Genomic DNA, 25,808 nt, shown 5'->3' with positions numbered 1-25,808 from the left:
ATCTCAGGCGAGGCGGTATTTTCCGCCTCGGGAGCCAGTATGCTCAGAGTGCAAAAGGTCAAGCTCGACGATATCTACGTGCCGACGGCGCGCAAGAAGACGCTGCACCCAGAGACCGTGCGCAGTCTCGCCGAGGACATTCTCGAGAATGGCATGAAGACGCCGATCCAGGTCCGCCACGACGGCAAGCGTCATGTCCTCGTCGAAGGCCTGCATCGGCTGGAGGCGGCAAGGTGGCTCGGCGAGACCGAAATCGACGCTTATCTGGTGCAAGCCAAGCGCCACTGACTCTGCCCGCCTCGTCGCAATACGAGCGGCTCCAGAATTTTTCACTGAAAGTGTCGGCTTGCGTTTGATCTGCTCGTCCTCGGGACGGAAGCCAAGATCAAACCTGAGGAGACCTCCGTGACCACAAAGCTCGACATCGCCCCCGCCAATGACCGTGAACTGGTTGTCGCCCGTATCATCGATGCGCCGCGCGAGAACGTCTTTCGTTGCTGGAGCGACCCGAAACTGGTCACGCAATGGTTCGCACCAAAGCCGTGGACGACACCACGCGCCGAAATGGATGTGCGCACCGGCGGTTCAAGCCTGGTCATCATGGCTGGCCCTGACGGCAATGAGTTTCCCAACCCGGGCGTCTTCCTGGAAGTCATTCCCGGCAAGAAGATCGTCTTCACCGATGCCTATACAAAGGCTTGGGAGCCATCGGAAAAGCCGTTCATGACCGGCGTGCTGACCTTCGAGGACGAAAGCGAGGGCAAGACCCGCTACATCGCACGCGTCCAGCACTGGAGTGTTGCCGACTGCGAACAGCACGAGGCGATGGGTTTTCACGTCGGCTGGGGCCAGTGCACCGATCAACTCGAGGAACTCGCCAGGACGCTCTGATACAGGGCTGCCTCGGCGACAACCGCGCCAGGCTCAGGAAGCCCTGGCGCGGCGTGGCTCACGCAAATGCTTGATGCCGCTCATCTCGACGAAGTTCGTCGCCGACTCCCAGAGATAGTCGCCATAGAGAAATGGCAGGAAAGGTTCGGTGCCGCTCAACGGCAAGGGCGCGATCTCGGCGTCGACACGCGGTTCATAGAAAAACGGGATCGAGAACCGCGCCGTCTTCGGCGCAATCACCCGGTGCCGCGTTGCCCGGACACGCCCGCCGGTCCAGCGTTCCAGCAACTGGCCGAAATTGACCGCCAGCGTGCCGTTGGCCGGCGGCACGTCGATCCATTCGCCGGCAAGGTTTTTTGCCTGCAAGCCCTCGACGCCGTCCTGCGCCAGCAAGGTGACGAAACCGGAATCGGCATGCTCGCGGCCGATAACGGTACGTTTCTCGCCTTTGTGGACCACCGAGAACTCAGGCCCGCTGGTGTCGACGCCGGCATTCGCGTCGCGAAAGGGATAGCGGATCAGGCGCAGCGTCGAGATGCCATTCTCGAAATAGGGATCGAAGATCGTTTCCGGCAAGCCAAGCCCGCGCGCGATCGACCGCATCAGCGCGTTGCCGACCGTCCCCATGGCTCGGTAGTAATCCGCCGCAGCCGTGCGCCAGCCGGGCAAGGTATCTTCGGCTGGCAGCGGCGTCGGTTCGCACAGCGGATCGTCGGAGGCCGAAACGCCTGCTGTGTCAGCGAGGTCCGGCCCCATGTCGATGCCTTCCTTGTAGGAAACGGCTGTCGGCTGCAGCGGGAACCAGCCGCGATAAACGTTTTTCTTTGTCGGGTCGAAATTCCAACGCAGCAATTTCTGCTTCTCGGTGTCTGGAAGAGCGAAGATGCGCAGCAATTGCGCTCGATTATTCGGCGTCAGCCAGGCGTCGCCGGGAAAATCGCGGACCGCCATGAAGCCTATTCCGGAGGCTGCGGCCATGATCCTGGCGTCAGCGCGGTCGCGGGCGGCCGAGGGCGGCCCGAACAGATCCGCGATGCCGATGGTTTCGATGTCTTGCGTCATGATGAGCCTCACCCGCATCACGGTTATCGATGGCTTTGTATCTAAGCTTTTCAATTGACCCTGTCGGTCGCGCGACTAACCTTGACGCCTATTCTCTCGATTTCTGGATCAAGGCCATGGCAAGATATCAGGGCGGATGTTTGTGTGGGGCGGTTCGCTATCGCGCTGACGTCGATCCCATCAACGAGCGCATCTGCCACTGCAGGCTTTGCCAGAAGGCGATCGGCGCCGCCTTTAACGCGCGCGTCCTGTTTCGCATCGACGAGGTGACGATCGAAGGGCCGTTGGCGACGGTGAACACATCGCCCGATCTTAAGCGCGGCTTTTGCCCCAGCTGCGGTACGACGATGTTTTCGCGTCGTGATTCCGCTGGCATCATCGGCGTCACAACCGGGTCGCTCGACGACCCCACACTCTTCAGGCCGCAGATGCACATTTTCACGGCGTCGAAGCAGCCCTGGGTGATGCTCGATGATGGGCTGCCGCAGTATGAGGGCGGCCCGCCGCCGGGCTAGGTCTGTCCTTCTGCTCGAGGAGAAGGACATGCGTGACCATGACCAAAATTTAATCCAAATCACCACGCGATAGCCGGCAAATCGTCATTGGCGGGCCATCATTGTCTTCCTATCTATGCAGCGCGGGCCGGCATTCGAGGAGACGACGGATGGACCACAGCATCAGCACCCTGGACGAGCTTTTGAGCGATCCGATGGTTCTGCTTGTCATGGAGCGCGATCGCGTGCGCCCCGAACAGGTACGCATGCTGCTCGAACGGGCGCGCCGCCCTTCGGCCGAAGAGCCTGTCGTTCCGCCGGCGCATGTGATTGCCAGGACTTGCCAGAAACTCTGGCTGTGCCCGTAATCGCTTTGCCATTTTCCACCATGAGGACACAGGCCGGCCGCTTGGGCCGGTTTTGAACCGTGCGCATTCGGCACGGCAGTGCCAGCTTACAAATCCGTAAAGTGCCAGCTTACAAATCCGTAAATTGATTATCCGCCCCATGACGGTATGGCTTGCCCGGGACTGACCGACACCGGTCCCATCAGCGCAAGTTCGATCTCTCACACACGGAACCCGACATGGCTGACATCTGCACCCAGGGCGTGGATACCGGCTTTGTCGGTCTGGGATATGCCAAGGTCGCCTTTCTCGGCCTGGTGCAAGGCATCACCGAATTGCTGCCGATTTCCTCGACCGCCCATATGCGCATCGTGCCGGCGGTGCTTGGCTGGCAGGATCCGGGTTCCGCCTTCTCCGCCGCCATGCAGCTTGCCGCCCTTGCCGCCGTGGTCAGCTATTTCTGGAGCGATGTCAGGGATCTCCTGTTCGGCTCGCTCGACGCTCTCGCGCGACGCGATTTTGCCGACCGGCATTTCCAGCTGGCTTCCTGGATCGTGCTGGCGACGATCCCGATCGTCATTGCCGGCGTCGCTCTGTCGGGCGTTCTCAACGCCTGCAATTCGCCGCTGCGCAGCCTGAGCGTGATCGGTTGGGCCTGCATTGCCATGGCGATCCTCCTGGCTCTCGCCGAGATTTTCGCCCGTCACAAGCGCACGATCGGCGAAGCCTCGCTGGCCGACGCGCTGCTCGTCGGCGTCGCCCAGATCGGTGCGCTGATTCCTGGCGTCTCGCGCTCCGGCTCGACCTTGACGGCAGCCCTTGGGCTCGGCTTCAAGCGGGCCGAGGCGGCGCGCTTCTCGTTCCTGCTCGGACTGCCCGCGATCGCGCTTGCCGGCCTCAAGGAGTTGTGGGAACTGCACAAGGTTCATCTCGACGCCCATGGCTGGTCGGTTCTGGCCACCGGGCTGGTCGTTGCGTCGATTTCCGCCTTCTTCGCCATCTGGGGACTGATGCGCGTGCTGGAACGCTTTTCCGCCTGGCCTTTCGTCATCTATCGTGGACTGCTCGGCATCGTCCTCCTGCTGGCCGTGGCGATGGGATGGCTGGCTTAAACCAGGCTAGTGTTGCGCGCGCGCAACCCCTTCGACTGATGAGTCGGCACTCGCAGATGTGATCAAACGCATTCATTGACTTCGGAATGTAACAGCCCTTAACGTTCTGTTAACAAAACAGATGGGTGGGGCCGGATGGCATCCTCGATGGGTTGGCGCCGCAAGGCGAAGGGGCTGGGGCTGGCGGTTGCACTGACCGCTTTCTGTGTGGTCGCGGGTTCCGCCTATGCCGCGCCTGTTTCCATGATTGTCGGCGGCTCGACCTCCCAGCCGATCGGCCACTATGATTTTTGCAAGGTCCATGCCGCCGAATGCTCGATCCGCTCGCCCAACAGCGTGCCTGAACATATGAGCAGCAAGCTGCTGCACGATATCTCGGCGGTAAATCTCTCGGTCAACAAGCGCGTCAAGCCGATGAGCGACATGGACAATTACGGCAAGGACGAGTGGTGGGCCTATCCCGACAACGGTTTTGGTGACTGCGAGGACTACGCGCTGGAAAAGCGGCGCGAACTCAACAGCCTGGGCATTGCCGTAGCCAATCTCTTGATGACGGTGGTTCGCAAGCCTGATGGCGAAGGCCATGCCGTGCTGACGGTACGCACCGACAAGGGCGACTTCATCCTCGACAATCTGACCGACAAGGTCCGCCTCTGGAACCAGACGAGCTATCGCTACCTGAAACGGCAGGCGAGCGACAACACCGGGCACTGGGTCTCCATCCTTGGTGGCGACGAACAGTTGGTCAGTTCGGTCAAATAGTCTCGTCGGCCTCCTGCCGGCCGCACATACTGATCCATCTTCCCCGAACGGCCTTCATAGTGCCGGTCGACGGTGCTATCCACGGCCGCTCGTTGGAGCTGACAATCGGATAGATGCATGGACTTTCTGACACTTCTCAACGCGGCGCCCGTGTTGCTGACCTTGGTCAAGGCCGCGCTGCCGCAGGCGGTCGCAGCGACGGTGGTATTCGGCCAATGGTTCGCCTCGGTGCCGCCGTGCCGCGACTTTGCCTTCGAAGCGACCAGCTATCTGGTCTGCGAGGTCGACCCGAAACTCTATTCGATCGAACTGTTCTGGAAGGATCCGGCCGGCAAGCCATACCAGTCTCTGCACAATCTCGATGATGCCCAGCGCGGGGCCGGCCGCACCATGCTGTTTGCCATCAACGCCGGCATGTATCATCCCGATCTCAGGCCGGTTGGGCTGTATGTCGAACGTGGCCAGGAAATGGCTGATGTGAAGACAGGATCGGGAACCGGCAATTTCTCGCTGCAGCCGAATGGCATATTCTACATGAGCGGTGGCAAGGCCGTCGTCCGGGCGACCAGGGATTTCGTCAGAAAGCGGCCGCACATCGACTATGCGACGCAATCCGGGCCGATGCTGGTGGTCGACGGCAAGCTGCATCCGAAATTCCAGGCCGATGGCACATCACGCAAGACCCGCGACGGGGTCGGGGTGCGCAAGGATGGGGTCGCTGTTTTCGCCATTTCAAATGGCACGGTGAATTTCCATGCATTCGCCCGGCTCTTCCGCGATGCGCTCGACTGCGACAATGCGCTGTTTCTCGATGGCTCGATTTCGAGCCTGCTCGCGCCCGCCATCGGCCGCAACGAGGATTACTGGAATCTGGGGCCGATGATCGGGGTGTTCAGGAGGCGCGGCTAGTGCATGTCGCCCAAAAGTGACCTCGGTTTTGGGAAGACGACATGCATAAGAACAAGGCCTAGAGCGCGTCGGATGAAACCGTTTCGACGCGACGCGCTTTAGGCTCGGGCGGTTCGCTTGCCGCGCAGCTTGAAAGCGATCACCGCTATGATGATCACGGCGATGGCGGCGATCGCCGCTATTCCGAACAGGCTGGTCACATCAAGCTCCGGGAAGCTGCCGGCGCCCTTGGCCAACAACCACCCAGGCGACAGCACGACCGGGGCCCAGATGATCGCCGACAGGATGTTGGCGATCTGGAAGCGGCGCCGGTGCATGCCCATCATGCCCGCGACCAGCGGCACGGTGGCACGGACCGGGCCGAAGAAGCGGCCGATGAAAACGGCCCAAAAACCGTAACGGTGGAAGAACAGCCGCGCACGGGCGACCTCGCGGCGGTAGCGGTTGAGCGGCCATTTGTGGACGACACCGCGGCCCAGCCATCTGCCGAGAAAATAGGAGACGGTATCGCCGAGCGCCGCCCCGATCATTGCCGCCAGAAGGACTGGCAAAGGCTGCACGATGCCGGCCCCCACCAGGCCGCCGACGATAATGAGCACCGTGGTGCCGGGCAACAGGATGCCGACCAGCACGAGCGACTCACCAAAAGCCAGCAGCCCGACCACCAGGCCGGCCCAGGCCTGATGGTTCTCGATGAAACAAACGCTCTGGTCGATGAACGACTGCACGCAGGCTCCTGATAAAAGGCGTTTCTCAGCTGCCGCTGTCGAGCAGGCTTCTGAGGTCGTCGAGCTTGTCGTTGACGAGCCAGCCGTAATAATTCTCGACCGGCAGCTTGCGGCCCTTGCCGTTGGCGAGGGCCGCCGCCCGCTGCCGGGGCTGGCCGACATTGTAGAGCGTGGCCGTGATCCCCGGATTGCCTGAAATGTCGAAGCCCTGTTCCTTGTAGGCGTCGATGGCGTCGCGCACGATGGCGGCGATGTAGACAATGCTGCGGTCCGGATCCATGACGTCGCGATAGATCGCCTGCGGGTGATCCGGCGTGAGCTTGTCGTAGCCGCTCACCCTGTTGACGAGGTCGGTCACTTCGAGCGCGGTCAGCGGGCTGATCTGGCCGAGGCCGAAGGTCTGGCCGGCGAAGAAGGGCTGGAAGAACGCCTGCTGGAAGGTCTGGGCTTGATAGGTGACGCCATCGACCGTCTTGCCACGAAAGTGCTCGACCCAGACCCTGTCGCGGCAGCTCCACAGGGCAGAACTGTCCCCGGCCTGCGCGCAGGCGGCGAATTCAGGTCGCTGGACAAAGGTCTGCACCGGCACGCCCTTGTAGCGGAAAGCAAAGTCGAGGCCGGAATAGGACAGCGCCTTCACATAGTAGGTCTGCACCGAGCCGACGGCTGTCACATTATAGGTATGTTCGCCGACCAGCGCGCCGACGATGTGGATGGGATCGATATCGTAAGCCGCGGCGACCTGCTTGATATGCGCCACCAGTTTCTTCTCGCGCTTCAAAAGCGCAATGATCTTCTCGTATTTTTCCGCATAGGTGGTCTTGAAGGCGCGGGTTCGCGTCGCGGACGCGTCCGGGATCGTCGGCTGTGTCTGCGAGCGATTGCCGGGGGGAACGACGATCAGCCCGCTGGCTTGCGCGGTCCCGGCCACCAGCGCGCCGCTCCAGGAGAGGGCGGCGAGCAGGGGGATGAGGAGAAGCCGCTGCAACGCAGTCATCGGGCGCCTTTTTGGAAATCGCGGAAATGTCGGTGGCCGTAGATTGTCTCAACAGCCACATCATGGCGCTGTCAAGGCTTGGCCGGACGTTGGCGGCCGATGTCTTAAACGAGCCACAGCTATGGTAAAAAACTTGATTCAAACTTTATTGGTAATTTCTCGTTCATAACTGGGCTGGTTGTCCGTCGGCCCGTCGCCTTCGGTCTGTTGTGTTATGAGTACAGGTCCAGATGCGGTTACCAGGCGTCGTCAGTTTCGTGATCGCATCGTTATGCCTTGCCGGCTGTTCGTCGACATCGGGCATGGACGCGCTTGATGTGCAAAAACCGTCGAACGAGACCACCAGCTCGGTGGTGCGGCCAAGCGCGCCGATCGCATCGGTCCCGGTAGCCAAGGCCAAGGCACGCAAGCGGGCCGAGGCAGCGCCCGTGGACGAGCCGGCCCGGCCTTTTGGCCTCGCGGAAGAAGAAACGGTGATGCTCGCGACACCTGAACCGTCCGACAGTGCCGAGCCGCCGGTCGGGGCGGCCGCGCTGGTCTCGACGTCGAAGCTGTTGAGCCGCAATTCGCCGCCCATGTTTGCCGGGTCGATCATGCGTTACGGCTTTCGCGACGCCAAGCCGATCAATTTCGGCAAAGCCTCACCCAGGCATCTCGCCGTCCACGGTGTCGACGTGTCGCGCTGGCAAGGCGACGTCAACTGGGGGAAGCTGCGCGCCCAAGGCGCCAACTTCGCTTACATAAAGGCAACCGATGGCGGCGACCATCTCGACCCGATGTTCATGAAAAACTGGCGTAATGCTGACGCCGCCGGGTTGAAGCGCGGCGCTTACCATTTCTTCTATTGGTGCCGAGTCGCCAGCGAGCAGGCCGACTGGTTCATCCGCAACGTGCCGAAGGTCGATGGCGCGCTGCCGCCGGTGATCGATGTCGAGTGGAACGGCAACTCCTCCTGCACGCGGCGCCCATCACGCGAAAAGGTGCTGGAGAAGATGCAGGTGTTCATGGACAGGCTGGAGCGTCACTACGGCCAGCGGCCCATTATCTATACATCGCCTGATTTCTACCGCGACAATCTCCAGGGCGCCTTCATGGATTACCCCTTCTGGGTGCGCGCGGTGGCGCGGCATCCGTCAAAGGTCTATCCCGACCGCAAATGGCTGTTCTGGCAATATTCCGGCTCCGGCCTGTCACATGGCGTCACCGGCCGCATCGACCTCAACGTCTTCCATGGCGATGAGCAGCAATGGCGCGTCTGGGCCGGCGGCGGTGGCCGGCAGATGATGGCTGACGTGGATTAGGCCAAGAGCAATTCCAGGAAAGTGTGAAACGGCTTTCCTAGGAAAAGTGTCGCCGACCGCTGATCCTCATTGGAGCTGGCGGCTGCCGCCATTGCGTTCCTCGCTCAGCCGCAACCTCGCCCTCAAGCCCATGATCTCGGCAAGTGCCGCATCGATCATGGTCAGAAGCGTCAGCGTGTCGTGCTGGGTTGGATCAGCCCTGACATAGGCTAGCTGGTTCACGATGTCGTTGTCGTCGTCGGCTTCGTCGCTCATGGCCAGTTTCCGGTTGCTATCTTCCAGATGTTCTCATTCGATCTGTTCAATCGTCAAATTGCACCTGTATCACTTCGTCGTATGGATGGTCGCCGGACCGTCCATCCATACCGTCGCAACGCCAAACTCTATCTTGGGTGACGACGACGCGATTCGTCGAAGGTGGCAAACGCCAATGCCCCGGAAAATGATGCGAAACTAAGCAGGACCGCGGTGATAACCATGAGGTCGTAAGTCGACATGTTCGCTCTCCTTGGAATGATAGCCGAGGAGACAGCACTGGCGACGCGTCTGCATTGATCTCGATCAACTGACTGGCCGATGCGGGCGCCGGCGCCCGATAGCGCGATTCGGTTGGAAGGCTTTATGTCCGCCTCATGCCGGTGAATAGCGCCCGCTGGTAAAAAGGTGAGATCAGGCCGAAGGCTCGTTGATCATCGCCTCGATGTTGTAGCCATCGGGGTCAAGCACGAAGCAGGCGTAGTAATTCTCCGTATAATCAGGACGCGGCCCAGGTGCGCCATTGTCCTTGGCGCCGGCCGCCAGCGCTGACTGATGGAATGCATCGACCTCTGCCTTGCTGCCGACGCGGAAAGCAACGTGCAGATGGGTGAGGGGCGGCGTCTCGCCGGATCGCTGGATCTCGAACAGGCAGCCATTGCCGACAACGAAGGCCCAGAACACGCCTTCCTTGCCGAAGGACAGGCGATATCCGAGCGGCGCGAAAGCGCGTTCATAGAAGAGCTTGCTCTTCTCCAGGTCACCCACTTCGATGGTTATGTGATCGATCATTCTGTCCTCGGTTGCGCGTGCGCCCTGGAAGCCTGCGTCTGGCGCGCTTCCTGTTCTCGAATATCGGCCGTCTGGGCAAGCACCCAATCCCGGAACACCTTGATTTTGGGTGTGTTGCGGCGGCTTTCCAGGTGCACCAGCCAGTAGCCGTCGCCGTCGGACCCGACAATGTCAAAAGGCTGTATCAGCTGTCCCTTCGCCAACAGCACGCTGTAGAGGTTTTGCGTGAGGATTGCGGCGCCCTGATCGGTCAGTGCCGCCATGGCGTCATAGGCCTGCCCGCCAAGCGCTGGACGCGCGATGACGCGAGCGGGATCGAAGGGCACGCCGGCTGCTTCGAACCAGACTTTCCACCAGGGGTCGTCAGGGCCGCAGAGCGGCACCTTGTAGAGGTCCTCGGGGTGGCGGATGCCGCCGACGCTCTCGGCCAATCTTGGGCTGAGCATCGGCGTGTAGTCCGCCTTGAACAGATAGTGGGCGGTCAGGCCAGGCCATTTGCCGGTGCCGGTCCGGATGCCGATATCCATGCCCTCGCGCCCGAAATCGACGAGCCGGGACGATGTATCCACCTTCACGGCGAGGTCGGGATGCATCAGCTGGAATGTTCCAAGCCACACGGCCAGCCAGTTCGATGCAAATGTTGCCATGGTCGTGACGGAAAGCACGCCGCTCGCTCCACCCTTGGTGGCGACCCAGGCATCCGCAAGCGCCGAGAACGCGCTTGTGGCGTGTGGCGCCAATTGCTGCCCGGCCTCGGTCAAGGCGATCTGTCTTGTTTTTCTTATGAAAAGCGGCGTCCCGGCGCGTTCCTCCAGAACCTTGATCTGATAGCTGGCCGCCGACTGGGTCATGCCGAGCTCTTCGGCCGCCTTGGTGAAACTGCCAAGCCGCGCTGCGGCTTCAAACACCCTGATAGCGCCCAGTGGCGGTAGGTCCCAGCTCATGATGCATCAATCCTCCTGATGCATGCTACGCGACGTTCGATTGGAAACCAAGGCCGCAAACAGGCATTCTCTGGTCATCAACTCGAACCTGGAAGGACACGGCAATGACCCTCTACAACACGCTTCGTCGTCCGATGCTCGACCTCTTCACCGCGCCGTTCAGACCCCGCAGGCGCGGCCTGCTTGATCACCGTTCGTTGTCGGATCATTTTCTGCGTGACATCGGTGTGCTCGACGGACACGTGCCTCCTGGCACCAGCCGCTGAAGAAGCTTTGATGGATGCAAGGGAGGGAACGATGGACGCGTCATCGGAGGCATTGGCGAAGAGCCGTCAAACGATCAGTGCATACGAGGACTACGCGGAACGCTACGATGCGATCGTGCGGCATGTCCCCAACGAGAGAGAGCAGGCATCGCTCAAGCGCCTTGTGGCGATCGCCGGAACGAGCGGCCAGATTCTGGAAGTCGGATCCGGAGCGGGCTACGATGCGGACTTTCTGGAGGGGTTGGGCGTCAAAGTTCGCCGCACCGACGCGACAAAACGGTTTCTCGAGCTGCAGGCTGCGCGCGGCAAGCATGGTGAGCTTCTCGACCTCCTCACTGATGATCTCGGCGGCCCTTATGACGCCGTCCTGGCGCTCGCCGTCCTGATCCATGTGCCGCGCGACCAGACCGACCACGTGCTTGCCAAGATAGCCAGGTCACTGCGGCCAGGCGGCGCTTTCCTCGTATCAATGCGCAATGGCGATGGCGAGACATCAGGCGAATATCATACGGTCTATTGGCGCAGGGACGACTTCGCGGCCCGTCTCGAAGCCGCCGGGCTGGTCCTTCTCAGGGACGACTTCAACCTGGGCCGCAACAACGAAGAATGGAACACCTTCCTGGCTGTGAGACCGGCGTGATGGCCCGACGCCGGCTTGCGTTCGGGCATATTGCCTCCACAATGCCGGAAGACGATCTTGGCGCGCGAACGTCACCCGTGCGTCGGGTCATCTTTGGGGGAGCAATGCACAACGTTGGCGGAAAGCTCATCAGCGGAGCGCTGGCCTGCTTGTTGATGGCGCTGTCGCCGGTGCCCCTGTTGGCCTCGGGTCTGAAAGACCCCACGGCGGAGACACTCGACCGCTGCCTGAATGACCCAGATCATGGCTCGACCGCAGGCCAAACCGAGTTCGAGGCGACGGCGACTGACGATTACGATCACCGCATGAATACCGCCTATGCGACGCTGATGCACAAATTGCCGCGCGAGGCCGCGCAACAGCTGCGCCTGTCGCAGCGCGCCTGGCTGGCTTTTCGCGATGCCGAAGCGAAGGCGCGCGACGCGCTCTATGAAACGAGGCAAGGCACGATGTATGTGCCCATGCAGGCCGCCGACGCGACCAATGTTGTCCGGGATCGCGCGCTTCTGCTGGAAGGCTATGTCCGTGTCATGGAGATCGACGAGTAAAGCGCCGCTCGCAGCGTTGAGCCATCTGGATTTGCTGGGCCGCTCACTCCGGTGGCTTTGCGAATAAGCGAGACATTGCCACCGCGGTGCTGTCTAGTGCCGGTTCCTGCACTCCGGGGGGATCAGGGTGGAACTCAAGACTCTGCTTGTCGGCTTTGTCTGCGCGGTCGCGGGCATGTTATCGCTTATCACCATCGTGAAATGGCGAGAGGTCCGGGCACTCAGCCACTGGTTGCCGACGCCGGGAAAGATCATCTCGTCGCGTGTCGAGGCGCGTGAGGTCAGAAGCTCGGGCGTCGGCTCCGACAGCAGCGATACCACCGAGATGCGCAATTTTCCGGCCATCACCTTCGAGTACAAGGTGGGGGCCAAGAAATTTCAAAGTTCGCGCTACAGCGTGAAGGAGAATCTGGGGAATTTCGAAATCGCTGAGACCCTGGCGCAGTTTCCGCGTGGGGCGGAGGTGACTGTCTTCTACAATCCGGCCGATCCCAGCAAAGCCGTGATCGAGCGCACCATGCCCGATGGCGCCTTCAAGTTCATGTTCCAGCTTTCGGCCGGGTTGGTGATCGGCGCGCTGGTGCTGGTGTTTTCCGTCGGCGGCTTGCTTGAGGCGATCAGGCCGCATCTGCCCAAGCCACAGAACCTAGGTGCCGCGGCGCTGCTGTTGTTCATGGGCCTGATGATCCTGCGCATGGGTTTCGCCCAGAAGTCGCTCGCCGAGCAGGCGGCGAAATGGCCTGTTACCGCCGGCCGCATCGATAACTCCGGCCTGCAGGCGCTGCGAAACTATAGCGGCTCTCGACGCTGGCGCACCGTTTTCAAATCCCGCATCGTCTACAGCTATGGCGTCGCCGGTCAGCGCTACAGTGCCGACCGCGTCAGCTTCGGCGCCACGGTCACGGCTTCGCTGCCTGGCCTCGTCAGCGGTCAGGCGCGAAGCTATGCCGAGGGCAGCAAGGTCGATGTGCACTATGACCCCGCCAACCCCGGCTCAGCCGTGCTTGAATGCCGGGTGAGGGGTCTCTGGCTGCTGTGGGTCTGCTCGGCGGGCTTTCTCGGCGGCGCGGCTTTGCTCGTCGGGCTGGTCTGAGCGTGGGCGTTCATGGCGCTTTCCGGAGATTTCAGATGATCATCCGCACACGGGCCTTTGTTGTCCTGGCACTGCTCGGCTCGTTGCAGGTGGCAAGCGCCAGGGAATGCATGCTGAGCCACGCCACCTACCGTGAGCCGCGCTCGGGTGCGGTGATGCAATTCCGGCCGATCGACAATGAGCCGGCGGCGCTGACGGCGCAGGTGTTTTCGCTGAGCGTGCCCAACACCGGCACAAACCTGCCGGCCGACATCACCTGGACCAATGGCCGGAATTCGTTCCCGCTCGGCACCATCCGCCACACCTGCACCGACGATGACCGCGAGGCGGGCCTGCAGGATGGCAGCGGGCTGTGCAGTATATGGGATGGTCAGGTCTACGCCTTGACCGGAGGCGGCGCCGAGCAGTTGAACTCGCGCGAAGCGACACCGGCGCCGAAAGGGCTGCTACTGCCCGGTTTCGGCGTGGCTTTCACCGAGTGGGCCGATTTCGCCAACGCCAATCCGGATCGCTCGGCCTGGGACGCCTTCACCTTGACGGGATGCAGCGATGACTAGCGCCGTGAGATCAATCGCCTGGGCCTGCGCCTTGCTTGCGTCCGTAACGGTATCCGCCGTGACGCGCGCGGATGAGCCAGCGCCATCGCGCCCGCCGATCGACAAATGCGTCTGGGAAAGGCTGGCCGACAAGACGGTCGGTCTTGCCGCCTGGGTACAGCGCTGCGATTTCGGCTTCCGCCAGATCCATTTCGAATTCGCTGGCAATGCGCTCGTCATCAAATACAGTGATGGCGGCGCAGCCGACCCTGTGGTCGAGGTGTTCGACATCAAGCCGGGCGAAACCGCCGAGGCCGCATTGCAGCGGCTGTTCCTGGAAAAGACCGACAAGGCCGTCAGCGCCCGCTGCGAGCTGGCGCCCTACACGGAGGGAAGCGTACCCGCCGGCGTCAAACGCTATACATTCAGCCCCGACGCCGCCTACGCGAAAGAGCTGAAAGCGCTCGCCAATCCCAATGAGGTTCCCGAACCGCCCTGCGGCGATTGGGGCGAAATGCCTGACGGCATCCAGTATTTCGAGGTGCCGGCGGGTGACGGGCGGAAAGTGCTGTTTGTTCGTGTCGGCCAGGAAGAGCCGCTGTTTGACGAGCAGACGCTGCGGGTGTTGCCGGCAGGATAATTTAGATTGGCTGCGCGAGGTTGATTCCCGGGTAAGTTCGGGCCGCTACGAGCAAACCGCAAATGTGCAAGCGTGCATCTCGGTTTCTACACCAGGCATAGTTGCACTGGTCGCGAGGCAGCCGGTTATGTCTGGCACAAAAGCACCGAATTTTAAGCTACACGAGGAACCAAGATTCCGAGCGGTGCATCTGGCATCGATGGGATACGGCGGAACTGCCCACCCTTGGCTTGCAGCGGTTCATAAAGCGCGTTCTCAAGTGGTCGGAGCTCGATTATTCGGTCGGCAAGCTCAAGCCTCGCTACGTCTTCGACCCATTTCCAATCCGGCGTATCGGCTCGTACACGGGTGAGAGCGGCCGCTATATCTGCGGCATTCTTAAATCGCATGCCTAGGTCCGGATTGGTCATCGAACGAAGGGCATTTTTTGCGACACCGCGTATCCAAGGCGGTAAGCTTCTGAAGTCCATCAGTTGACCGGATGCCGCCAAACGATAGATCACACCGTCTTGGAATTGGGATTTTTGAAAATCGTCCGACAGCCCGACGTAATCCTTCAGGTCCTTTTTGCTGAAATATGCCAGTGGATCGTAAGGAAGGTGCCCGCCGAGAAGCTGATACGTAACCAGCCCAATCTGATAAACGTCTCCCATCAAGCTATATCGACTGGTCTCAAAAGATTCGGGCGGGCGGTAGAGGGCGCTATGTCCGGATGCTGGCAGGTCCGCTTCACCTTCTGCCAGGCGCCTGACGCTTCCAAAGTCAGCTATTAGTGGAACCCCTCCATCCCATACGATATTCGCGGGTTTGAAATCTCGATGGATCAATCCGTTGGCATGGATCGCACTTGCACCGTTGCAGACGCCACAGGCGATATCGATCGCACGGTGCGCCGAAGGTTGAGATTGAATCACAGTGTCGAGTGTGCCGCCTGCATGGCGCGGTGTTACGAAAAATGCCCAATCGTCAGATATGTTTTGTGCATTGTGTATCGGAATGACATTCGGTGATTTGATCTGAGCTAATAGGTTCGGTTCGTCGTGTCGTCGTTCTCCTGGCGCACCGAAATAGAATTTTATCGCAACTGGGACCGCGGTTAGTTTGTTAACCGCAAAGAACACATATCCGTTAGCTCCCTCCGGGTGCTCTTCGATATCTCGGTAGTGAGCCTGCAGCTGCTCAAGTGTTTCTGCAACCTCTTTTGGATGCATGTGACGCCTAATTCGTTTTGAATGAAGCTGCTGCCTTGTAGGCCGGTTCTAAGTATTTCTTAACTGACCCAGGAGGAATTTCAGCTTTGGCGATTTTATGTGGAGAGATGAATTCCACATCGCACGGGGCATTTGCCAAAGCTATTCCCTCCATCTTTAGAGAGGCTGCTCCTGCGCTCATGGCGCCTTTCTCCGGCTTCATTTTAATGGCTGCTCGATCAGGCATGGTCGAATTATACATTGACTGTACTGCTGCTTGAAAGGACCTAAGTGCGTCTTTTGATCTTGTCGCAGTGAGTGTTAGTCGATTCACGGTTACAATCGTCGTCTTCTCATCTGCGATGTCCAAAAGAACATAATTTAAAAAGCTGGCACTAAACTCAATCCCCAGCACACGCATTTCAAATCTCCAGCCTCACAGGTTTTAGCCTATTTCAAATTTCTATAAGAAAAAGCCGGGCACACTTGCACCCGGCTCTTACAGAAAAAGTGAAGAAATAGAGGCTCAGCTGCACCCGCTCGTCGAGCCGCACGTATCGCACTTCTCACAAGTCCCGTTGCGCACCATCGTGAAATTCTGGCACTCGGAGCAGGAATTGCCGGTGTAGCCTTGCAGCAATGACTTGGCGCGGCGGTCGTTGGCGAGTTTCTTCGCCTCGGCTGCTTCATTCGCTGCCGCGTCGGTGAACAATCCCGCCGTGGTGTCGGAAGCAGAGCCCGCCGCTTCCTCGAAGGCGATGTCTTCCGCCAATTCCTTGGCCCGCTCCTCATAATCACGCTTGTAGGCGACCGCTTCGTCACTGGCCGGCTTCAGTGCCAGCACGTTGGAGCCGGAGAAGGCAGTCGGCACTGAGCGGGCAGGGACACCCGGGGAGGCCGCAAAGCCTTTCGGCTCGTTGCCGATCGCGCGCGACACCAGCTTCACCGGCGAGGCGCCACGGGTCAGGCCCTTGGAGACGGCGTCGGTCTTGCCTTCGCTGATGTTGCGGCCAAGTGCGGTGTTGGAAAAGTCCGACTGGTCGACATGGGCGAGGTCGTTGCGGCCGAGATAGGAAATCGCAAGCTCACGGAACACGTAGTCGAGGATCGACGTCGCGCTCTTGATGGCGTCGTTGCCCTGCACCATGCCGGCCGGCTCGAACTTGGTGAAGGTGAAGGCGTGCACATATTCGTCGAGCGGCACGCCATATTGCAGGCCGAGCGAAATGGCGATGGCGAAGTTGTTGAGAAGGCCACGCAGCGTGGCACCTTCCTTGTTCATGTCGATGAAAATCTCGCCGAGGCGGCCATCATCATATTCGCCGGTGCGCAGGAAGATGGTGTTGCCACCGATCTTGGCCTTCTGCGTATAACCCTTGCGGCGGCCGGGCAGCTTTTCCTGCTCGCGCGACACGCGCTCGATGATGCGCTCGACGATGCGTTCGGTGATCTGCGCCGCGCGCGCCGCCGCCGGAGCCTGGATCAGCTGTTCGAGGGCTTCGTCCTCATCGTCCTCGCCATCGGCGAGCAGCGAGGAGTTCAGCGGCTGCGACAGCTTCGAGCCGTCGCGGTAGAGCGCGTTGGCCTTCAGCGCCAGCTTCCACGACAGCATGTAGGCGCCCTTGGCGTCTTCCACCGTCGCATCGTTGGGCATGTTGATGGTCTTGGAGATAGCGCCCGAGATGAAGGGCTGGGCCGCCGCCATCATCTGGATGTGGCTGTTGATCGAAAGCGAGCGCTTGCCGATCTTGCCGCACGGGCTGGCGCAGTCGAACACCGCGAGGTGTTCGGCCTTGAGGAAGGGCGCGCCTTCAAGCGTCATCGCACCGCAGACATGGATGTTGGCGGCTTCGATGTCCTTCCGGGAGAAGCCCAGCGCCGGCAGGATCTCGAACGAGAAGTCGTTGAGCTGTTCGTCGGTGAAGCCGAATGTCTCCTTCACCCAGTCGGCGCCGAGCGTCCACTGGTTGAAGACGAACTTGATGTCGAAGGCCGACTTCAGCGCCGCGTTGAGCGCCGTGATCTTCTCATCGGTGAAGCCTTTTGCCTTCAGCGAACCGGGGTTGATCGCCGGAGCCTGGTTGAGATTGCCGTGGCCGACCGCATAGGCCTCCATCTCGCCGATCTGGGCTTCGGAGTAGCCGAGCGTGCGCAGCGCTTCCGGCACGGCGCGGTTGATGATCTTGAAGTAGCCGCCACCGGCGAGCTTCTTGAACTTCACCAGCGCGAAGTCGGGCTCGATGCCCGTGGTGTCGCAATCCATGACAAGGCCGATCGTGCCGGTCGGCGCGATCACGGTCGCCTGCGCATTGCGGTAGCCATGCTCCTCGCCGAGCTCGATGGCGCGGTCCCATGCGGCTTTCGCATGCTCGGCAAGCGCCTGCTGCTTGAGGTCGGAAGCAACCAGCGGCACCGGATTGACGGCCAGCTTCTCATAGCCCTGCTTCTCGCCATAGGCGGCGCGGCGATGGTTGCGCATGACGCGCAGCATGTTCTGGGCGCTGCGGTCGTAATCGGCGAAGGCGCCGAGTTCACCGGCCATTTCGGCCGAAGTGGCATAGGCCATGCCGGTCATGATCGAGGTGAGCGCGGCGCAAATCGCGCGGCCTTCGTCGGAGTCATAGGGAATGCCCGACGTCATCAGCAGGCCGCCAATGTTGGCGTAGCCGAGGCCGAGCGTGCGGTATTCGTAGGACTGCTTGGCGATCTCCTTCGACGGGAACTGCGCCATCATGACCGAGATTTCGAGAACGATGGTCCACAGCCGCACCGTATGCTCGTAGGCAGCGATATCGATCGTGCCATCGGTGTTGCGGTAGGGCAGCAGGTTGATCGAAGCGAGGTTGCAGGCCGTGTCGTCGAGGAACATGTATTCCGAGCACGGGTTGGAGGCCCGGATCGCACCGGCGGAGGCGCAGGTGTGCCAGTCGTTCATCGTCGTGTTGAAATGCAGGCCGGGATCAGCCGACGCCCAGGCGGCGTAGCCGATCTTTTCCCAGAGGTCGCGCGCCTTCAGCGTCTTCAGTACTTTGCCGTCCTTGCGGGCGGTCAGGTGCCAGTCGGCATCGTCCTCGACGGCGCGCAGGAAATTGTCCTTCAGCGACACCGAATTGTTGGAGTTCTGGCCCGAAACGGTCAGATAGGCATCCGAATCCCAGTCGGTGTCGTAGGTCTTGAACGACATCGAGGTGTAGCCCTGCTTGGCGAACTGGATGACGCGGTAGATGTAGTTCTCCGGCACCGCGTCCTTCTTGGCCGCCTTGATCTCGCGCTTCAGCGCCGTGTTGATCGACGGGTCGAAACAGTCGTCGCCATTGCCTTCGCAATTGACGCAGGCCTTCATGATAGCTTCGAGATGCTTCTTGACGATCTTCGAGCCGGTCACCAGCGAGGCGACCTTCTGCTCTTCATTGACCTTCCAGTCGATGAATTCCTCGATATCGGGGTGGTCGGCGTCGACGATGACCATTTTCGCGGCGCGGCGCGTCGTGCCGCCCGACTTGATGGCGCCCGCGGCGCGGTCACCGATCTTCAGGAAGCTCATCAGGCCGGACGAGCGGCCGCCACCCGACAGCTTTTCGCCTTCGCCGCGCAGCAGCGAGAAGTTCGACCCGGTGCCGGAGCCATACTTGAACAGGCGCGCTTCACGCACCCACAGATCCATGATGCCGCCCTCGTTGACTAGGTCGTCCTGCACGCCCTGAATGAAGCAGGCATGCGGCTGCGGATGCTCGTAGGAAGATTTTGACTTGGTCAGCTTGCCGGTGAAGGGGTCGACATAGAAGTGACCCTGGCTCGGACCGTCGATGCCATAGGCCCAGTGCAACCCTGTGTTGAACCATTGCGGCGAGTTCGGCGCGACGCGCTGGGTGGCCAGCATATAGGCGAGCTCGTCGCGGAAGGCGCGCGCGTCTTCCTCCGACTTGAAGTAGCCGCCCTTGTAGCCCCAATAAGTCCAGGTGCCGGCCAGCCGGTCGAAGACCTGGCGGGCGTCGATTTCGGAACCATAGCGCTCGGCTTCCGGCAACTTGGCAAGTTCCGCCTCATCGGCAACGGAGCGCCACAGGAAGGAGGGGACGTCGTTCTCCTCGACCTTCTTCAGGCGCGCGGGAACGCCGGCCTTGCGGAAATACTTCTGTGCCAGGATGTCGGCAGCGACCTGGGAGAACTGCGCCGGCACATCGATATTGTCCAAGCGGAACACCACCGAGCCATCCGGATTCTTGATCTCGGAAAGTGCCTTGCGGAATTCGATCTCCGCATAAGCTGATTGCCCTGGCTTGGTGAAACGACGCTCGATGCGCATTGGTCCGGTCCCTTTTGTCTATATATAGCGCTTTCGTCGGGGGATTTCTGCCCCCTAAAGCGAAACGCGCATGTCCGCCGCTTGCCGGCGTTCGAAAACGGCCGGCTCTCCATTTCGCGGTATTTCCCGGCCCTTGCTGATGATGCTTCCCGAGAAGCCTCTGCCCAACACGCCGACGAAACCCGCGGGTCCCTCAAATCTGATTTTTTCGATTCCCTCGCTGGAGGGAAATTCACACTATCTAGCGTCGAACCTACCTGCAAACACTAAATATAGTATTAACAGACTATTTATTCCAGTCCGACAATTCTCCCTTTCGTCGCCCCACCACCCACAATCCCAACGCTTCCGCCGGCCTCGTAAACAGGCGGAAATGCGAGCAAAAACGCACATAATCCGGGAAAAAGACCGGGCTCAGAACTTTCCGGTCGCACTCTCAACAGGAGCGCATGACGTATAAAAGGCGACTCGGTTTGCGCCGTCAAGGATTCGTTTGCGTAGCTTTTGTGACCCCAACATCTTGTGTGTCACATATGTGGATAACGGGGATAGATCGCGCTGCTACGATTGCCGTTTGCGGCAGTGGGGTTGCGCGCTGCCGATGGTCAAGAGGCAATCCCGTCGGCGGCAAAAGCCTCTCAGACCGATACGCCCGATATCAGCCGTAATGCAACTTGGGCTTCGGCTCCGTGCCGGTGAACTGGACGCCGATCCGATCGTTGCGGCGCCAGCGGACCTCGCAGCGATAGGCGACCCCGTCGAGCGGCACATAGAGAAGGAAACGATCGGGAACCCTCGACTCGAGCGGAACCTTCAATTCGGCGCCACCCGCATGCTGGTTGCGCAGCGTGACGCCGACTTCCGAGTTTTGAATGCCGGTGATGACGGAACCGCCCTTGAGCACGCGTGGACGGTGCTCGCGCTTGGAGGTGTCGGAATCCTGCTTAAGTGGGTCTACAGAGTTTGCCATCGATCTATCGCCAGATTGGCCGATTCTTAGCGAAGAAAAATTAGCAAACCATTCATGCGGCACATCACATGGTTGTGAATCCGCCGTAAAACACGCAAAAGATGTCGCTTAGGCGAATTTATGCGGGTCGGCGCAGAAATAGGCGATGATCTGGCAAAGGTCCGGTTCATTGACCATGCGCACCGCTTCGCTGGAACTGACCCATTTGCGGGTGCGGGCGCGCTTTTCCTTCCAGCGGTCGGCGATCTTGTCGACATGCAGCGGAAACACCAGCACCTCGCAAGGCACTTCTTCGCCCGATGCCAGCACCTTGGCATAGAAGTAGCGGCCGGCCTCCAGATGGGAGATGCTTCCGCGCAATCCGGCTTCCTCGCCGGCCTCGCGCGCGGCTGCCTCGCACAGTGGCTCCCTGGCTTCCGGCCAGCCCTTTGGCAGCACCCAGCGGCCGGTATCACGGCTGGTGATCAGCATGATCTCGACGCTGTTCCCGGCATCGCGCCAGGGCAGGGCGGCAACCTGCAGACGGCACGGCGCGGTGCCGAAGAGTCGCCGGACCCTTTCAGCCAGATGGTTATGCGTCGTTGGCCTCGTCAACATCGGAGAAAGCTAGCCCCAGCCTCCAGAATCGTTTGCCGCCTCACGAATCTTACGGCTAATCGTGACCAATAAAAGTAAAAACTTTGATCAGGCTGGCCGAATCCCGTCACCAAAGGTCTGTTTTACAGGATATCTTGCCCCCGGACCGGTCCGCGGAAGCAGAATATTGCCGTCTGTGGCGACTTGTCTGGAAAAGCGGCCTGTTTCGAATCAGCCGGCGTGGTCGTCGGCGATCGGCTTCTGATAGGTGAAGCCCATGTCCCAGGGGAAATAGATCCAGGTGTCCTGGCTCACTTCGGTGACGAAAGTATCGACCAGCGGCCGGCCTTTGGGCTTGGCGTAGACGGTGGCGAAATGCGCCTTGGGCATCATCGCGCGCACGATCGCCGCAGTCTTGCCGGTGTCGGTCAGGTCATCGATGATCAGCACGCCGACGCCTTCGTCGACCAGCAATGCCGGCGTAATCTCCTTCAGCACCTGCATCTGCCCCTGGCTGGTGTAGTCGTGATAGGAGGCGACACACACCGTCTCGATGACACGGATGCCAAGCTCGCGTGAGATAATGGCAGCGGGAACCAGCCCGCCACGCGTGATGCAGACGATCGCTTTCCATTGCCCCTTGTTGGCGCCCGCAAGCCGCCAGGCGAGCGCGCGCGCATCGCGATGAAACTGGTCCCAGGAGACCGGGAAGGCTTTTTCGGGAAGGGACATTTTTCGCGCACTCCGCAGCACGCGAAGGCCGCGTGCACAAAAACAGGGGAATGCGCGCGGAATTAACTGGAAAACCTTGGACTTGGCAAGGGCGACCGGCTGCGATGGCTGTGGACTTATCGCGACAGGAAGGCCGCCACCTGGGTTGTGCGCAGCACCGTGCGTGTCACCCCGCCAAACAGCAGCTGGCGCAGCCAGGAGTGGCTGTAGGCGCCAAGCACCAGAAGGTCTGCGCCGGTCTCGGCGACCCGGTTCTGGATCATGTCGTCAACCGAGGTGCCGCCAGACTTCTGCACCGAGACACTGACGTTGGCGCCGTGGCGCGACAGGGCCGATGCGATTTCGGCGCCGGCGGCTTCCGGGCTTTCGTCGAGCGTATCAGGCGGATCGATGACCAGTATGTCGGTTTTCTCGGCCTCGATGATGAAGGGCAGGGCGTCGAAGGCGGCGCGCGCGGCTTCCTTGCTGCCGTTCCAGGCGAGCAGCACATGTTTGAAGGTGGTGACCAGCGGGCCCTCGCTCGGCACCACCAGCACCGGCCGGCCGGCATCATAGACCAGCGTGTCGACATCGGCGCTCGGATCGCCGCCGGTATCGCGCTGGGCGGCGACAATCAGATCGGCGGCGCGCACGCTTGAAATGCCGGTCAGCGCGCTGTCGCCGGAAAAACTTTCCAGGCTGCGCCACTCGAAGGAGAGGCCGGAATCCTCGATGCGCCGGAGGAAGACGGCCTGCAGCTTGTCGGCCCGCTCCCGGTTCATGTCGGCCGAAACCTGCAGGAATTCGGTATCGGGAAAGCCGGTCGCCGATGTGTAGGGCACCGGAAGCGCCTCGGCATGGATGCCGACCAGATGGCTCTCGAAGCGGCTGGCGAGCGGAATGGCGCAGTCGAGCACGCGCTCGGCGTCCTGCTCGTTCTGCAGAATGGCAACGATGGTCTTGAAGCGCATGATGATCCCTCAATCTTGCGAGCCTTCGAAGAACTCGCGTGCAGGGAAACGCCGGCGCGGCGTGCTTGGTTCCGGCTTTAAGCCGATCAACTCGCCGTGGCGGCGAAACCAGCCACCATCGCCTCGACATCGGCGCGCGCGGAGTCCAACGCCTCCTGGCTGCGGGCGCGCACGACCAGTTCGGTCCAGAACTTGCCGTCGCCATATTTCGGATAGGAGCCGATGATCGTGTCCGGGTGCGCCTTCTGGATGTCGCCCAATGGCCCGCCGATAAGGCCCTCCCCGAACGGACAGTGCACTGACGCCGACAGCATTTTCGTGCCGGTCTTCAGCGTCGGCACGACATTGTCGAGCATGGCCTGGAAGATCGACGGCACGCCGGCCATGACGTGGACGTTGCCGATGCGGAATCCGGGCGCAACCGATACCGGGTTGTCGATATGGTCAGCACCACGCGGCATCCGCGACATGCGCTTGCGCGCCTCGGTGTATTCGATGCCGCGCGCGGCGTAGCTCTCGCCCAGCATGGCATAGGCCTTGGCATCGTATTCGCAGGGAACGCCGAACGCCTTGGCAATCGAATCGGCGGTGATGTCGTCATGCGTCGGGCCGATGCCGCCGGTGGTGAACACATAGGTGAACCGTGCGCGCACCGCATTCACGGCAGCTATGATCTCGTCCTCCTCATCGGGAACGATGCGCACTTCCTTCAGGTCGATGCCTACAGCCGTCATGATGTCGGCGAGGTGGCCGATGTTCTTGTCCTTGGTGCGGCCGGACAGAATCTCATCGCCGATGACGAGCATGGCGGCGGTAACGATTTCAGGCATGGAAGGCTCCGGCAGGACGGGTCGCCTGAAATAGCGCGGCGCGAGGCCAGCGGCAATGCCACCTGATCGGTGAACAATCTGTACCCATATGAGAGATATCCAGTGAACACCCGGACCCGTAACACCTTCCGCGACGAGGCAGTGTCAGCCTCCGTTGCGCAATCAAGGAGATGGAAATGGCGAAGGTACTTGTTCTCTACTATTCGAGCTGGGGTCACATGGAGCAGATGGCCAAGGCAGCCGCCGAGGGTGCCCGCGAGGCCGGCGCCGAGGTGACCATCAAGCGTGTTGCCGAACTGGTGCCTGAGGCGGTCGCCAAGGCTGCCTACTACAAGCTCGACCAGGAAGCGGCGATCGCCGATCCGCTCGAGCTTGGCGACTATGACGCGATCATTGTCGGCGCCTCGACGCGCTTCGGCATGATGTGCTCGCAGCTGAAGAATTTCTTCGACCAGACCGGCCCACTCTGGGCCAAGGGCGCACTGGTCAACAAGATCGGCTCGGTCATGTCCTCGACCGCGACCCAGCATGGTGGCGCCGAACTCGCCCTGATCACCACACAGGCACTGCTGCAGCATCACGGGATGATCATCGTGCCGCTGTCCTATGCCTACCAGGCGCAGATGGGCAACGATGTCGTGCGCGGCGGCGCGCCCTACGGCATGACCACGACCAGCGACGGCGACGGTTCGCGCCAGCCTTCGGCCCAGGAACTCGAAGGCGCGAAATTCCAGGGCAAGCGCGTCGCCGAGATCGCCACCAAACTGCACGGCTGATTTTTCGCCATCGGCACGTTGTTTGGCGTCATCCACGCTAGGAAGCAAAAGCTCAGCGGGCGGTCCATTGGGTCGCCCGTTTCGATGGTTGCACCGCGATCGGATGCGGCTAAGCTGGCCCGGTTCTGATCCGGGTGAACAATGTTCCTGTCAATTCTGTTGTGGCTGCTGGCCGCGCTGTTTCTGCTGGCGGTCCTGGGGATCGGCTGTCTCGTGCTCGCAACACTGTGGATTGCGGCGAAGGCGCAAAGACTGGTGCCGCCGGTCGGAAAATTGGTCCAGATCGACGGCAACCGCATCCACTATGTCGATGTGGGTGAGGGCAGGCCGATCGTCTTCGTGCACGGGCTCGGTGCTCAACTCCATCACTTCCGGCACACACTGTTTGCGCATTTCGGCCAAGGCTACCGGCTGATCGCGCTCGATCGTCCGGGATCGGGCTATTCGGTGCGCGCCAACGGTGCCACGGGCCGGTTACTCGAACAGGCAGCCTTGGTGCGCCGCTTTATCGAAACGCTAGGTCTGGAAAGGCCGCTGGTGGTGGGCCATTCGCTGGGTGGCGCCATCACGTTGACGCTCGCCGTGGAGCATCCCGAGGCGATTTCGGGCATCGCCTTGCTGGCGCCGTTGACGCATCTGGAAGCCGGCATGCGCGAAAAGACCGGCTTGCTCAATATCCGGTCGCGTCTTTGGCGTTGGATCATGGCTTACACGCTGGCGATACCGACAAGCCTTCGATATGCGCGACCGACGATGGAATTCATATTCGCGCCGCAGGCGTTTCCGTCCGACTATATGGTCGAGGGCGGAGGATGGCTTGGACTGCGGCCTGCTCATTTCCACGCCACGTCGACCGATATCGATGCGGTCGAAGAGGATCTCGGCCGCATCGAGCAGCGCTACGGCGAGATCACCATGCCCGCCGGCATCCTCTTTGGAACCGCCGATCACGTCATCGACATCTGCATCCATGGCGAACCAATGCAAGGCAAGATCGCAGGACTCGATTTCGAAATTGCCGATGGCCTCGGCCACATGCCGCAATTCGTCGAGCCGGAACGCATCGTTGCTTTTATCGAGCGTATCGCTGCTCGCGCGTTTTCCGGTCGGCTATCACCTCAGCCTCACGACAATTTCAATGAACCATCCGGCTGACTGCCG

Annotated in this window: 30 protein-coding genes; 16 read left to right on the top strand and 14 right to left on the bottom strand. The window is 60.9% G+C overall.

Annotated elements, in window-relative coordinates; genetic code table 11:
* Positions 1-39: 39 nt before the first annotated feature.
* Positions 40-288, top strand: a complete 249-nt coding sequence (locus ACZYHG_RS24675; RefSeq protein ID WP_027028703.1) for a ParB N-terminal domain-containing protein — start codon at positions 40-42, stop codon at positions 286-288.
* A 117-nt stretch (positions 289-405) separates the two neighbouring features.
* Positions 406-891, top strand: coding sequence for an SRPBCC family protein (locus ACZYHG_RS24670; RefSeq protein WP_464610758.1), 486 nt, complete (start codon positions 406-408; stop codon positions 889-891).
* Positions 892-924: 33 nt separating this feature from the next.
* On the opposite strand, the gene ACZYHG_RS24665 is transcribed toward ACZYHG_RS24670, so the two are convergent.
* A complete protein-coding gene (locus ACZYHG_RS24665) occupies positions 925-1,953 on the bottom strand; it encodes an isopenicillin N synthase family dioxygenase (RefSeq protein ID WP_464610757.1) in 1,029 nt (342 codons plus the stop codon).
* Between the two features lie 116 nt (positions 1,954-2,069).
* On the opposite strand from ACZYHG_RS24665, the gene ACZYHG_RS24660 reads away from it, so the two are divergent.
* The 5 genes from ACZYHG_RS24660 (at position 2,070) to ACZYHG_RS24640 (ending at position 5,577) form a co-directional block, all read left to right on the top strand.
* A complete protein-coding gene (locus ACZYHG_RS24660; RefSeq protein WP_464610756.1) occupies positions 2,070-2,468 on the top strand; it encodes a GFA family protein in 399 nt (132 codons plus the stop codon).
* A 149-nt stretch (positions 2,469-2,617) separates the two neighbouring features.
* Positions 2,618-2,815 carry a hypothetical protein gene (locus ACZYHG_RS24655; protein ID WP_027028707.1) on the top strand — a complete coding sequence of 66 codons (198 nt, stop codon included), beginning with the start codon at positions 2,618-2,620 and terminating at the stop codon, positions 2,813-2,815.
* Positions 2,816-3,033: 218 nt separating this feature from the next.
* Positions 3,034-3,906, top strand: coding sequence for an undecaprenyl-diphosphate phosphatase (locus tag ACZYHG_RS24650; protein ID WP_464610755.1), 873 nt, complete (start codon positions 3,034-3,036; stop codon positions 3,904-3,906).
* Between the two features lie 135 nt (positions 3,907-4,041).
* Entirely contained in the window at positions 4,042-4,668 is a 627-nt protein-coding gene (locus ACZYHG_RS24645) for a transglutaminase-like cysteine peptidase (RefSeq protein WP_464610754.1), read from the top strand.
* Positions 4,669-4,785: 117 nt separating this feature from the next.
* Positions 4,786-5,577, top strand: coding sequence for a phosphodiester glycosidase family protein (locus ACZYHG_RS24640; RefSeq protein ID WP_464610753.1), 792 nt, complete (start codon positions 4,786-4,788; stop codon positions 5,575-5,577).
* 98 nt (positions 5,578-5,675) lie between these two features.
* On the opposite strand, the gene ACZYHG_RS24635 is transcribed toward ACZYHG_RS24640, so the two are convergent.
* Together ACZYHG_RS24635 and ACZYHG_RS24630 are read right to left on the bottom strand one after the other, a co-directional pair.
* Positions 5,676-6,305, bottom strand: coding sequence for a DedA family protein (locus ACZYHG_RS24635; protein WP_464610752.1), 630 nt, complete (start codon positions 6,303-6,305; stop codon positions 5,676-5,678).
* A 25-nt stretch (positions 6,306-6,330) separates the two neighbouring features.
* Positions 6,331-7,302: a DUF1402 family protein gene (locus ACZYHG_RS24630; RefSeq protein ID WP_464610751.1), complete on the bottom strand. Its 972-nt coding sequence runs from the start codon at positions 7,300-7,302 to the stop codon at positions 6,331-6,333.
* Positions 7,303-7,532: 230 nt separating this feature from the next.
* Here ACZYHG_RS24630 and ACZYHG_RS24625 point away from each other — a divergent pair, with 230 nt between their 5' ends.
* On the top strand, positions 7,533-8,603 hold the full coding sequence (locus ACZYHG_RS24625; protein ID WP_464610750.1) for a glycoside hydrolase family 25 protein: 1,071 nt from the start codon (positions 7,533-7,535) through the stop codon (positions 8,601-8,603).
* 66 nt (positions 8,604-8,669) lie between these two features.
* Here the strand turns inward: ACZYHG_RS24625 and ACZYHG_RS24620 are convergent, their stop codons facing one another.
* From ACZYHG_RS24620 to ACZYHG_RS24610, 3 genes are all read right to left on the bottom strand, one after another.
* Complete coding sequence (locus ACZYHG_RS24620) at positions 8,670-8,858, bottom strand: hypothetical protein (RefSeq protein ID WP_464610749.1); 189 nt, start codon at positions 8,856-8,858, stop codon at positions 8,670-8,672.
* 414 nt (positions 8,859-9,272) lie between these two features.
* Positions 9,273-9,650 (bottom strand): VOC family protein, encoded by a 378-nt coding sequence (locus ACZYHG_RS24615; RefSeq protein WP_464610748.1) that lies wholly within the window; start codon positions 9,648-9,650, stop codon positions 9,273-9,275.
* Complete coding sequence (locus ACZYHG_RS24610; RefSeq protein WP_464610747.1) at positions 9,647-10,594, bottom strand: LysR substrate-binding domain-containing protein; 948 nt, start codon at positions 10,592-10,594, stop codon at positions 9,647-9,649. The genes ACZYHG_RS24615 and ACZYHG_RS24610 overlap by 4 nt, the downstream gene beginning before the upstream one ends.
* A 104-nt stretch (positions 10,595-10,698) precedes the next feature.
* Between ACZYHG_RS24610 and ACZYHG_RS24605 the strand changes: the two genes are divergently transcribed.
* The 6 genes from ACZYHG_RS24605 to ACZYHG_RS24580 all read left to right on the top strand — a co-directional run bounded on the left by ACZYHG_RS24605 (position 10,699) and on the right by ACZYHG_RS24580 (position 14,317).
* Positions 10,699-10,860, top strand: a complete 162-nt coding sequence (locus ACZYHG_RS24605) for a hypothetical protein (RefSeq protein ID WP_464610746.1) — start codon at positions 10,699-10,701, stop codon at positions 10,858-10,860.
* A gap of 31 nt (positions 10,861-10,891) precedes the next feature.
* A complete protein-coding gene (locus ACZYHG_RS24600; RefSeq protein ID WP_464610745.1) occupies positions 10,892-11,500 on the top strand; it encodes a class I SAM-dependent DNA methyltransferase in 609 nt (202 codons plus the stop codon).
* 104 nt (positions 11,501-11,604) lie between these two features.
* On the top strand, positions 11,605-12,048 hold the full coding sequence (locus ACZYHG_RS24595; protein ID WP_464610744.1) for a lysozyme inhibitor LprI family protein: 444 nt from the start codon (positions 11,605-11,607) through the stop codon (positions 12,046-12,048).
* A 127-nt stretch (positions 12,049-12,175) separates the two neighbouring features.
* Complete coding sequence (locus ACZYHG_RS24590) at positions 12,176-13,141, top strand: DUF3592 domain-containing protein (RefSeq protein ID WP_464610743.1); 966 nt, start codon at positions 12,176-12,178, stop codon at positions 13,139-13,141.
* 35 nt (positions 13,142-13,176) lie between these two features.
* Positions 13,177-13,698 carry a hypothetical protein gene (locus tag ACZYHG_RS24585; protein ID WP_464610742.1) on the top strand — a complete coding sequence of 174 codons (522 nt, stop codon included), beginning with the start codon at positions 13,177-13,179 and terminating at the stop codon, positions 13,696-13,698.
* A complete protein-coding gene (locus ACZYHG_RS24580) occupies positions 13,691-14,317 on the top strand; it encodes a hypothetical protein (protein WP_464610741.1) in 627 nt (208 codons plus the stop codon). The genes ACZYHG_RS24585 and ACZYHG_RS24580 overlap by 8 nt, the downstream gene beginning before the upstream one ends.
* 152 nt (positions 14,318-14,469) lie before the next feature.
* Here ACZYHG_RS24580 and ACZYHG_RS24575 read toward each other — a convergent pair whose 3' ends face one another.
* The 8 genes from ACZYHG_RS24575 to ACZYHG_RS24540 form a co-directional block, all read right to left on the bottom strand.
* Positions 14,470-15,528, bottom strand: a complete 1,059-nt coding sequence (locus ACZYHG_RS24575) for a protein kinase domain-containing protein (RefSeq protein WP_464610740.1) — start codon at positions 15,526-15,528, stop codon at positions 14,470-14,472.
* Positions 15,529-15,535: 7 nt separating this feature from the next.
* Positions 15,536-15,928 carry a DUF3010 family protein gene (locus ACZYHG_RS24570; protein WP_464610739.1) on the bottom strand — a complete coding sequence of 131 codons (393 nt, stop codon included), beginning with the start codon at positions 15,926-15,928 and terminating at the stop codon, positions 15,536-15,538.
* 105 nt (positions 15,929-16,033) lie between these two features.
* Positions 16,034-19,813 (bottom strand): vitamin B12-dependent ribonucleotide reductase, encoded by a 3,780-nt coding sequence (locus ACZYHG_RS24565; protein WP_464610738.1) that lies wholly within the window; start codon positions 19,811-19,813, stop codon positions 16,034-16,036.
* A 658-nt stretch (positions 19,814-20,471) separates the two neighbouring features.
* The gene (locus ACZYHG_RS24560; protein ID WP_464610737.1) at positions 20,472-20,783 is read right to left on the bottom strand and encodes a PilZ domain-containing protein; all 312 of its coding nucleotides are present in this window, start codon (positions 20,781-20,783) and stop codon (positions 20,472-20,474) included.
* A gap of 108 nt (positions 20,784-20,891) precedes the next feature.
* Positions 20,892-21,380, bottom strand: a complete 489-nt coding sequence (locus tag ACZYHG_RS24555; protein ID WP_464610736.1) for an NUDIX hydrolase — start codon at positions 21,378-21,380, stop codon at positions 20,892-20,894.
* A 210-nt stretch (positions 21,381-21,590) separates the two neighbouring features.
* A complete protein-coding gene (gene gpt, locus ACZYHG_RS24550) occupies positions 21,591-22,091 on the bottom strand; it encodes a xanthine phosphoribosyltransferase (RefSeq protein WP_464610735.1) in 501 nt (166 codons plus the stop codon).
* A 116-nt stretch (positions 22,092-22,207) separates the two neighbouring features.
* Complete coding sequence (locus ACZYHG_RS24545; RefSeq protein WP_464610734.1) at positions 22,208-23,041, bottom strand: universal stress protein; 834 nt, start codon at positions 23,039-23,041, stop codon at positions 22,208-22,210.
* Positions 23,042-23,127: 86 nt separating this feature from the next.
* A complete protein-coding gene (locus ACZYHG_RS24540; RefSeq protein WP_464610733.1) occupies positions 23,128-23,871 on the bottom strand; it encodes a competence/damage-inducible protein A in 744 nt (247 codons plus the stop codon).
* A 176-nt stretch (positions 23,872-24,047) separates the two neighbouring features.
* On the opposite strand from ACZYHG_RS24540, the gene wrbA reads away from it, so the two are divergent.
* Both wrbA and ACZYHG_RS24530 read left to right on the top strand, forming a co-directional pair.
* A complete protein-coding gene (gene wrbA / locus ACZYHG_RS24535) occupies positions 24,048-24,647 on the top strand; it encodes an NAD(P)H:quinone oxidoreductase type IV (RefSeq protein ID WP_464610732.1) in 600 nt (199 codons plus the stop codon).
* A gap of 141 nt (positions 24,648-24,788) precedes the next feature.
* Entirely contained in the window at positions 24,789-25,802 is a 1,014-nt protein-coding gene (locus ACZYHG_RS24530; RefSeq protein WP_464610731.1) for an alpha/beta fold hydrolase, read from the top strand.
* Positions 25,803-25,808: the final 6 nt, after the last annotated feature.

Source organism: Mesorhizobium subarcticum (genome assembly GCF_055456085.1).
This window is presented reverse-complemented; position numbering and strand designations above follow the sequence as displayed.

What these genes read in the sequence shown, in the direction of transcription:
- ACZYHG_RS24675 (WP_027028703.1), top strand. Translation starts at nt 40, where the DNA reads ATGCTCAGAGTGCAAAAGGTCAAGCTCGACGATATCTACGTGCCGACG.
- ACZYHG_RS24665 (WP_464610757.1), bottom strand. Translation starts at nt 1,953, where the DNA reads ATGACGCAAGACATCGAAACCATCGGCATCGCGGATCTGTTCGGGCCG.
- ACZYHG_RS24660 (WP_464610756.1), top strand. Translation starts at nt 2,070, where the DNA reads ATGGCAAGATATCAGGGCGGATGTTTGTGTGGGGCGGTTCGCTATCGC.
- ACZYHG_RS24655 (WP_027028707.1), top strand. Translation starts at nt 2,618, where the DNA reads ATGGACCACAGCATCAGCACCCTGGACGAGCTTTTGAGCGATCCGATG.
- ACZYHG_RS24650 (WP_464610755.1), top strand. Translation starts at nt 3,034, where the DNA reads ATGGCTGACATCTGCACCCAGGGCGTGGATACCGGCTTTGTCGGTCTG.
- ACZYHG_RS24645 (WP_464610754.1), top strand. Translation starts at nt 4,042, where the DNA reads ATGGCATCCTCGATGGGTTGGCGCCGCAAGGCGAAGGGGCTGGGGCTG.
- ACZYHG_RS24640 (WP_464610753.1), top strand. Translation starts at nt 4,786, where the DNA reads ATGGACTTTCTGACACTTCTCAACGCGGCGCCCGTGTTGCTGACCTTG.
- ACZYHG_RS24630 (WP_464610751.1), bottom strand. Translation starts at nt 7,302, where the DNA reads ATGACTGCGTTGCAGCGGCTTCTCCTCATCCCCCTGCTCGCCGCCCTC.
- ACZYHG_RS24625 (WP_464610750.1), top strand. Translation starts at nt 7,533, where the DNA reads ATGCGGTTACCAGGCGTCGTCAGTTTCGTGATCGCATCGTTATGCCTT.
- ACZYHG_RS24620 (WP_464610749.1), bottom strand. Translation starts at nt 8,858, where the DNA reads ATGAGCGACGAAGCCGACGACGACAACGACATCGTGAACCAGCTAGCC.
- ACZYHG_RS24615 (WP_464610748.1), bottom strand. Translation starts at nt 9,650, where the DNA reads ATGATCGATCACATAACCATCGAAGTGGGTGACCTGGAGAAGAGCAAG.
- ACZYHG_RS24610 (WP_464610747.1), bottom strand. Translation starts at nt 10,594, where the DNA reads ATGAGCTGGGACCTACCGCCACTGGGCGCTATCAGGGTGTTTGAAGCC.
- ACZYHG_RS24605 (WP_464610746.1), top strand. Translation starts at nt 10,699, where the DNA reads ATGACCCTCTACAACACGCTTCGTCGTCCGATGCTCGACCTCTTCACC.
- ACZYHG_RS24600 (WP_464610745.1), top strand. Translation starts at nt 10,892, where the DNA reads ATGGACGCGTCATCGGAGGCATTGGCGAAGAGCCGTCAAACGATCAGT.
- ACZYHG_RS24595 (WP_464610744.1), top strand. Translation starts at nt 11,605, where the DNA reads ATGCACAACGTTGGCGGAAAGCTCATCAGCGGAGCGCTGGCCTGCTTG.
- ACZYHG_RS24585 (WP_464610742.1), top strand. Translation starts at nt 13,177, where the DNA reads ATGATCATCCGCACACGGGCCTTTGTTGTCCTGGCACTGCTCGGCTCG.
- ACZYHG_RS24580 (WP_464610741.1), top strand. Translation starts at nt 13,691, where the DNA reads ATGACTAGCGCCGTGAGATCAATCGCCTGGGCCTGCGCCTTGCTTGCG.
- ACZYHG_RS24575 (WP_464610740.1), bottom strand. Translation starts at nt 15,528, where the DNA reads ATGCATCCAAAAGAGGTTGCAGAAACACTTGAGCAGCTGCAGGCTCAC.
- ACZYHG_RS24570 (WP_464610739.1), bottom strand. Translation starts at nt 15,928, where the DNA reads ATGCGTGTGCTGGGGATTGAGTTTAGTGCCAGCTTTTTAAATTATGTT.
- ACZYHG_RS24565 (WP_464610738.1), bottom strand. Translation starts at nt 19,813, where the DNA reads ATGCGCATCGAGCGTCGTTTCACCAAGCCAGGGCAATCAGCTTATGCG.
- ACZYHG_RS24560 (WP_464610737.1), bottom strand. Translation starts at nt 20,783, where the DNA reads ATGGCAAACTCTGTAGACCCACTTAAGCAGGATTCCGACACCTCCAAG.
- ACZYHG_RS24555 (WP_464610736.1), bottom strand. Translation starts at nt 21,380, where the DNA reads ATGTTGACGAGGCCAACGACGCATAACCATCTGGCTGAAAGGGTCCGG.
- gpt (WP_464610735.1), bottom strand. Translation starts at nt 22,091, where the DNA reads ATGTCCCTTCCCGAAAAAGCCTTCCCGGTCTCCTGGGACCAGTTTCAT.
- ACZYHG_RS24545 (WP_464610734.1), bottom strand. Translation starts at nt 23,041, where the DNA reads ATGCGCTTCAAGACCATCGTTGCCATTCTGCAGAACGAGCAGGACGCC.
- ACZYHG_RS24540 (WP_464610733.1), bottom strand. Translation starts at nt 23,871, where the DNA reads ATGCCTGAAATCGTTACCGCCGCCATGCTCGTCATCGGCGATGAGATT.
- wrbA (WP_464610732.1), top strand. Translation starts at nt 24,048, where the DNA reads ATGGCGAAGGTACTTGTTCTCTACTATTCGAGCTGGGGTCACATGGAG.
- ACZYHG_RS24530 (WP_464610731.1), top strand. Translation starts at nt 24,789, where the DNA reads ATGTTCCTGTCAATTCTGTTGTGGCTGCTGGCCGCGCTGTTTCTGCTG.